This is a genomic window from Cyanobacteriota bacterium, assembly GCA_027618255.1.
Classification (GTDB): Bacteria; Cyanobacteriota; Vampirovibrionia; order LMEP-6097; family LMEP-6097; genus JABHOV01.
This window is the reverse complement of sequence record JAQCFG010000083.1, coordinates 1-7,063: the sequence shown is the minus strand read 5'-3', so window position 1 is coordinate 7,063 and position 7,063 is coordinate 1. Positions and strand designations below refer to the sequence as shown.

Sequence of the window (7,063 nt, the reverse complement as noted above, 5' to 3'; positions counted from 1 at the left end):
GTGGAAATTAGTTAAGTGGGCTGTTTTAGGTTTTACTGGTTACAAAGGTTTTCAGATGGTGAAAAATAAGCTTGGAGGCGGCGGTCGTCCTGCAGCAGGAGCAGCTGATCATGAACCCAGAGAAAAACCAAAGGGTAAAATGGCAAGTGTTTTAGATGGTGTAAGTAAAATGGCACAGATGGCTGGTGGTCCTGGTGGCGGCATGATGGGCGGCGGCGGTCCTGGTGGCGGGCTTGGTGGCATAGTCTCTGCACTCGCTGGTGGCAAATAGCCTAACCATCAAGTTCCAGCTGCTGTGTTTCACGTTCCGTTGTATTACCGGGACTCAGTTCCACTTGTATAAACTATGCGTATTTTGCAAGCCTGAACAATGGCGGCTCAGCCAACTCAGCTTTACTGTAACTTCGCAAGCCTTGCATCTGTGACTTAATGAATAGGCTATTTAGAGTTTGCAAACGTGAAGTGCTTAAATCGACTGCATGCTAAAATTCAAGGCATGGCAAGTATCTTAAAATCATTACCCAAAGGCGAGAAAATCGGTATAGCTTTTTCTGGAGGCTTAGATACTTCTGCTGCTATCGCTTGGATGAAAGCCAAGGGTGCAGTGCCTTATGCCTATACTGCCAATCTTGGTCAACCTGATGAAACAGACTATGATACTATCCCTGCAAAAGCTCTTGACTATGGAGCCCACAAGGCTCGCTTGATTGATTGTAGAGCGGCTTTAGTTAGAGAAGGTCTTGGCGCATTGTCATGTGGGGCTTTTCATATTTCAACAGCCGGTAAGTTTTATTTCAACACTACGCCTATTGGTAGAGCTGTTACTGGAACAATACTTGTAACAGAGATGCTCAAAGACGGAGTTGATATTTGGGGAGACGGTTCTACATACAAGGGAAATGACATCGAGAGATTCTATCGTTATGGACGAATGGTCAGTAGTGATTTGAGAATCTACAAGCCTTGGTTGGATGCTGATTTTATTAATGAGCTTGGTGGTCGCAAAGAAATGAGTGAGTGGCTTAACAAGCATGGTTTTGAATACAAAATGTCAACAGAAAAAGCATACTCTACTGACTCTAATATTTGGGGTGCAAGTCATGAAGCAAAAGATCTTGAAGAACTTTCTTCAGGCATGACCATCGTTAAACCGATCATGGGCACGAGGTTCTGGGACCCAGCTGTCAAGATTGAAACAGAGCAAGTTCGTATTCGTTTTGAGCAAGGTCTACCGGTTGCAATTAATGGAAAAGAATTTCAGGATCAAGTTGAGCTTGTACTTGAAGCCAATCGTATTGGTGGTCGTCATGGACTTGGGATGTCTGATCAAATTGAAAACAGGATTATTGAAGCTAAGAGTCGCGGGATTTATGAAGCACCTGGACTTGCGTTATTTTTTATTGCTTATGAGAGATTAATTTCTGCAGTTCATAATGAAGAGACGATTGATAATTATCGCAACCTTGGTCGCAAGCTAGGTAGACTTCTATATGAAGGTAGATGGTTTGATCCACAAGCTCTGATGTTGCGTGAAGCACTACAGCGATGGGTAGCTAAAGCTATCACTGGTGAAGTTGTTCTTGAATTGCGTCGCGGTGATGATTATTCTATTTTGGATACCAAGGGTGATAATTTCACTTATCGCCCAGAGCGTCTCACTATGGAAAAGGGGGAAGGTGAGTTTTCGCAAGATGACAGAATTGGCTCGCTTAATATGCGCAATCCAGATATTGCTGATTCCAAAGCTAAATTGCAGGTATATGCTGATACAGGTGTCTTGAAGCTGAGTTCTTTAGCGGATTTGAATTTACTAGAATAGTAGTAGATGAAAAAAGCATCTGAAAATTGCAGAGCGAGATTTAAGGGCAGCTAAATCTCTCTTGAAAGCTAATGATTCGTTAAATACAATTTTTCATTTACATGCTGCGGTAGAAAAGATATTAAAGGGAATTGCTGATGAGAGGGGAAATAATCCACCCAAGATACACGCGCTTAAAAAATTAGCAGTTGATGTTTGTCAGTTAAAACCAGAAACTCATGTAGAGATATTGATTAAAAGTTTAGATAAAGCTTTTATCGATTCTCGATACCCTGAAGATATAGAAATCTTTGAAGAAGAATATGATAATGAATATTGTCAGCAATTAGTTAAAGATGTGGAGGTGACTTTTAAATGGTTAAGAGACTTACTGACGCAGAATTAAATACTATAGTTGATGACTATGTGGCAAATCTCAAGACTAAAATTAAGATAGATAAGGCTATTTTATTTGGATCTTACGCAAAGGGTACAGCACATGACTATAGTGATATTGATTTATTGATCATATCAAAACAGCTTTCGGAGCGTAAACCCAAAGGTGCTTGTGGTCTTGTTTTAGATCGTTTAGTTGGTTTTGATAAAGTCCATACTGATTTAGAAGTGATAGGTGTGCATCCCAGTAAATTGAATCACGAGGTTACCAAGTCCTTTTTTGATGAAGTCCTAGCCACTGGGAGAGAAATTGTAATAAATTAGCTCTTTGTAAATATATACGAAAGGAAGTAGAAAAGACTTTAAATATGCTAGATTATTAGTTTAGTGAGGGGATTTACTAATGCGTCCTTAGTTCTTTGCCGTGAGAGACCGTAGGTCAGGAACGAAAACAAGAAAAGGTCGCAGTGTTCGAAAATGGGGTTTCAAAATATGCGTCCTTAGTTTTTTGCCGTGAGAGACCGTAGGTCAGGAACGAAAACAAGAAGAAGTCGCAGCGTTCGTAAATGGGGTTTCAAATATGCGTCCTTAGTTCTTTGCTTGTGAAAGACCGTAGGTCAGGAACGAAAACAAGAAGAAGTCGCAGCGTTCGAAAATGGGGTTTCAAAATATGCGTCCTTAGTTTTTTGCCGTGAGAGACCGTAGGTCAGGAACGAAAACAAGAAAAGGTCGCAGCGTTCGAAAATGGGGTTTCAAAATATGCGTCCTTAGTTCAGTTGGTAGAACGCAGGTCTCCAACACCTGATGTCGTGGGTTCAAGTCCTACAGGGCGCGCCATTATAAATTTATTAACCCTAAAAAAGCGCCCCCAGCATTCAGTCTAAAAAATTGCGGTCATACACATAGTTTCTGGAATTCTGGAGACCTGACCCTTAGCGTAATGAGTCAACGTATTGCAAGCCTAAAAAAATGGTCACTCAAAGATAAAGCTTTAGCAAAGGCACTTATTGAAATCAACAATCTCTGATTAATATCTGTCGAAACTGAACTATGGAGATGCGGCCCCATTATTTTAAGTATGATGAACCTAGATCTGTATACTTAGAAGCAGAGCCGGATTTACCTTCAACTGGGCTGCTTGCAAGAATTAAAAACTCAGAAGTGCAGGCAGGCTCACTCAATCCGCTTGTAGGCTTTAAAAAGGAGCTGGCTAATTTAGGTGCTAATTCTAGTATCGATGTTTATAAGCTTTTGGGAGGGGGTCTACCGAGCGATATTAAGGCAGCAGTCGATAAGCTGACTGCGGGACAAAGACCAAAGATACATGAAAAAGAGCTTAGGCTAAGACCTGGTAATTCAGACCAACAATTTATGGGATCTTTAAAAATAGACTCGGGCTCTGAGCCGATTGATCATAGGTTTTATGTATATGGTGACTCTATAAAAAATATAGATTGGAAAAGAACTGCTAGGCAAGGCGATGGTACGCCTGTGGTTAAACAGTTTGGTGCTCCTCAAGCAAGGATCAAAGACTATGTTCTGGATCTTGCTAATTTTAATTTTGGCAATATTTATAGAGATGACAGAGATCAATTCATATTGCAACAAATCAATAAGCTTGCTGCTGTTTTAGAGACTCTTAGTGCAAATATCCGGAATAAACAGCACCAGAATCTTTATATAAGTTACCAGGGGCAGATGCTTGCAGCTTATAATGAAGAGGATCTGAAAAAGCATGTTTTAAGTTTTAAGAATATTGATGATGCTCTGGGTAAGAGGCGTGTGATTGAGGATTTTATGCAGGATCTTCTCTACCTTGCCAATTATTATAGTTTTAGTAGATATCAGCAGGCTAGTCCTTTGATTACGTCTGGTTTTCATTTGCGTAAAGCAGCGGATCATAAGCTGATTCTTATTACAGACAACCAAAATAGTTTAGAGATGACAATGCCTAAAATTAGTGATCTTGCTGGCAAGGGTTTTTCTTTTGCTTATGGGTTTTTGGCTTGATGTTGAGCTTATTTTTCATTAGACCTGTGCATCGAAACTTTGTTTCGAAACAGGTTTAATATAGTAAACTTGATTCTAATGAGCAAAATCATCAAGTTCCTAGGCATCACAGCGCTTCTATTATTGATTCTGCTAATACTTGCTTATTACTTCTTTAACACCAAGATCAAAGACCAAATTATTCCACAAACAAAAAAAATAATTCAAGAACAAAGCAAGCTTGATATAGACTTTGATTCTTTCAGGTTGAGTTTAAGTAAATTACTCAAGCTTGAACCGAGTATCAAGATTCAAGGTTTGAGAATTGAAGAAGCTGTGAAAATCAAGCAAGTAGTTGTCGAGCTTTATCTCAAGGATTTATTCAAGCGCAAGTTCAGAATTAAAGAGATAGTGATTGATGGAGCTGTGATAATACTGGAAGAGAATGCTAAAAAAGAAGTTGGTCTCAAAGGAATGTCAACGACGGTACCGGTTACCGCTAAAACTAGCCAAGACAGTGAGTCTATTCCAATAACTAGTCTTTTAGAGTCTTTAAGCTTGAATAAATTGTTATTGAAGAATGCAAGACTAGAATTCAATGCTTATAAATCAATAGAGTCATTGGTACTTGAACCGATTGAACTAGAACTTAATAACCTGGAGATCGCTGAGATCAAAACAATTAAGGCAAATTATAAATTTAAAGCCAATGCACTTAATTCTTCGCGAACAGGTATTCGTGCAGAGGGTGAGATTGGTCCTCTTGATTTTAGCTTTAAGTCGCTTCCTGTTACAGGCACGCAAAGTCTTGATCTCTATTTGAATGATCTTGATGGCAATACCCAAAAACAAATCTTGGGTGATTTAGTAATGGTTAACAACAATACTATGGTTCATCAAGAATCTAAATTCACTGGTGACTTAATGTCTGCAATCAAAGGTCAGGGACAACTTACTACTAAGGATTTGAGAATTGGTAACTCCGCTGAGCACAACCTCGTTGTAGAAGCTAATTTGCCGCATAGCTATAGTTTGGTTTTAAATAAAGCACCGACACTCAAGTTTGCAACCAAGAATGCGACAGTGACTCTTAATAGTCAGGACAAAAAATCTGGACGTCTAAGTTTTGATATATACTTAATGCAAGAATTAGATACTGGTATAGTTCAAGGTTCATCCCACGGTAAGCTTGATGGCTTGGAGCTAAGAGAGGTCTTAAATTCTTTAACTAAGTATCGCAATGTTATTGCTGGTAGTTTTGCAATTGAGGATTACCACCTTTATTTCAAAGGTAAGAATGCTAAACAAATCAATGAATCTCTCAAGGCAGATGGTTCAATCATGGTGAGCAATGGTAGTTTGTATATTTTGAAAAATATTACCAAGTATAAAGATCTTGCATCAAGCTTGGTTAGTAATAGTGGAGATATCATCGACAAGCTTGATGGAGACTTTGTCTCACTTAGTACTGGCTTTGATTTGAAACAAGGTGATTTGAGAACTAGTCCTATAGACTTGAAGACCAAAGTACTGAATATTACTGGTACAGGTATTATTAAAGCAAATCAGTCACTTGATTATGATTTGGCTTTGAATTTGCCTGGTATTAATTCGATTCCAATTAAAATCAAAGGTACAATAGACAAGCCTAGAGTACTTCCTGATGTCAAACAGCTTGGTAAAGAACAAGGTCAGAGATTAATTAACGACGCGCTCAAGTTTGGTTTGGATGCTTTGATACGAAACTCGAAATAGTAGCGAACAAAGTGAGCGCAACCGTAGCCATCATGAAATGATTGCTACATAGAAGTGTAACCCTCAGTGACCATAAGTACTTTGAGCTTCTTAACACCTTCTCGTATCATGTGTGAAATTCTTGATGGAGTAACTTCTAGTTTCTCTGCAACTTCGTTGCCTGTCATGTTTTTATAAAAACGCATCTCAATAACTTTGCGTAAGTTGTCAGGTAATTTGGCAATCATTTTTTTGAGACTTGCCTTCATTTCAAGCATCTCTAATCTTTCGCTTTCTTCTTGCCCGTTCGGATCAGCGGGCGTATAGCCCAAGTCTGCTTCCATTGAGTCAACGGACATGATCACTTCAAAGACTGCTTTACGCGCATCATCTGCGTTTTTGATTTCAGTAGTTCCCGTTGGATCTTTGCTAGCAACTTTGGCATCTTGTTCTAATTGATCGACAGATATTACTTTTTTGACGCCATACCAAGATTGGCGAGAGCGCATTTCATCTTTCATTGCCCATTTGACTGATTGAGCTATATAACTAGAGTTGTATTCGGTTCCAGGATTAAGCTGGGCTCCTTCAATGAGTTTATTGATTGCAATCAAGCCGGTGTTTACCAGCTCATCAAAACTGATCATTTGTTTTGATTTCGATGAAACTTCTTTACGAGCAATCATTTCTACAATAGGCAAATACTTCCCAACTCCATTGCCTTTGTTGCTGGAGTTAGCATCAATTTTGAGTGATTTGATTTTGTCTTCGGGGACTGACATTCGAGCTTATCTTCTAGGGGAACAACCTTAATTTACATTTGCTACCAGCAAGCTTAGCTTACCAATATTCCTCTCTTTCCTTTACTTGGTGGCTTGCTGGCAGACCTTTTATCATCGCTCAATCTACGCTTCGACTTGTTTTGCGAATGTTACTGTCTCTTGTTATTTGAGCAAGTCGATGCTTGTTGAGCTAGATAGCTTTTCTGCGATCCATATATGGTATACCACAATTGCAAGTTTTTTTGCTATTCGCCATAGAACTCGCTTATTATCTCAAGATGTTATCCAGGGACTAACTACTCAGGTCTAAAGTAAAAGCTCAATAAATTGAGGCAAAGTCCTTTATACGCGAGTCTTAAGAAGC

The 7,063-nt window shown here is 39.2% G+C and carries 7 protein-coding genes and 1 tRNA gene; 7 read left to right on the top strand and 1 reads right to left on the bottom strand.

The window, feature by feature from the left end; genetic code table 11:
* From O3C63_09140 to O3C63_09110, 7 genes are all read left to right on the top strand, one after another.
* Positions 1-271: hypothetical protein (locus tag O3C63_09140; GenBank protein MDA0773092.1), on the top strand; the 271-nt coding region annotated here is incomplete at its 5' end.
* Between the two features lie 225 nt (positions 272-496).
* Positions 497-1,819: an argininosuccinate synthase gene (argG, locus tag O3C63_09135; protein ID MDA0773091.1), complete on the top strand. Its 1,323-nt coding sequence runs from the start codon at positions 497-499 to the stop codon at positions 1,817-1,819.
* A 61-nt stretch (positions 1,820-1,880) separates the two neighbouring features.
* Entirely contained in the window at positions 1,881-2,204 is a 324-nt protein-coding gene (locus O3C63_09130) for a HEPN domain-containing protein (GenBank protein MDA0773090.1), read from the top strand.
* Complete coding sequence (locus O3C63_09125) at positions 2,174-2,518, top strand: nucleotidyltransferase domain-containing protein (protein ID MDA0773089.1); 345 nt, start codon at positions 2,174-2,176, stop codon at positions 2,516-2,518. The genes O3C63_09130 and O3C63_09125 overlap by 31 nt, the downstream gene beginning before the upstream one ends.
* 437 nt (positions 2,519-2,955) lie before the next feature.
* Positions 2,956-3,031 (top strand) — tRNA-Trp (locus O3C63_09120).
* A gap of 213 nt (positions 3,032-3,244) precedes the next feature.
* Positions 3,245-4,204 carry a DUF58 domain-containing protein gene (locus O3C63_09115; GenBank protein MDA0773088.1) on the top strand — a complete coding sequence of 320 codons (960 nt, stop codon included), beginning with the start codon at positions 3,245-3,247 and terminating at the stop codon, positions 4,202-4,204.
* A gap of 78 nt (positions 4,205-4,282) precedes the next feature.
* A complete protein-coding gene (locus O3C63_09110) occupies positions 4,283-5,938 on the top strand; it encodes a hypothetical protein (GenBank protein ID MDA0773087.1) in 1,656 nt (551 codons plus the stop codon).
* Between the two features lie 44 nt (positions 5,939-5,982).
* Here O3C63_09110 and O3C63_09105 read toward each other — a convergent pair whose 3' ends face one another.
* Positions 5,983-6,699 (bottom strand): sigma-70 family RNA polymerase sigma factor, encoded by a 717-nt coding sequence (locus tag O3C63_09105; protein ID MDA0773086.1) that lies wholly within the window; start codon positions 6,697-6,699, stop codon positions 5,983-5,985.
* Between the last annotated feature and the right edge of the window lie 364 nt (positions 6,700-7,063).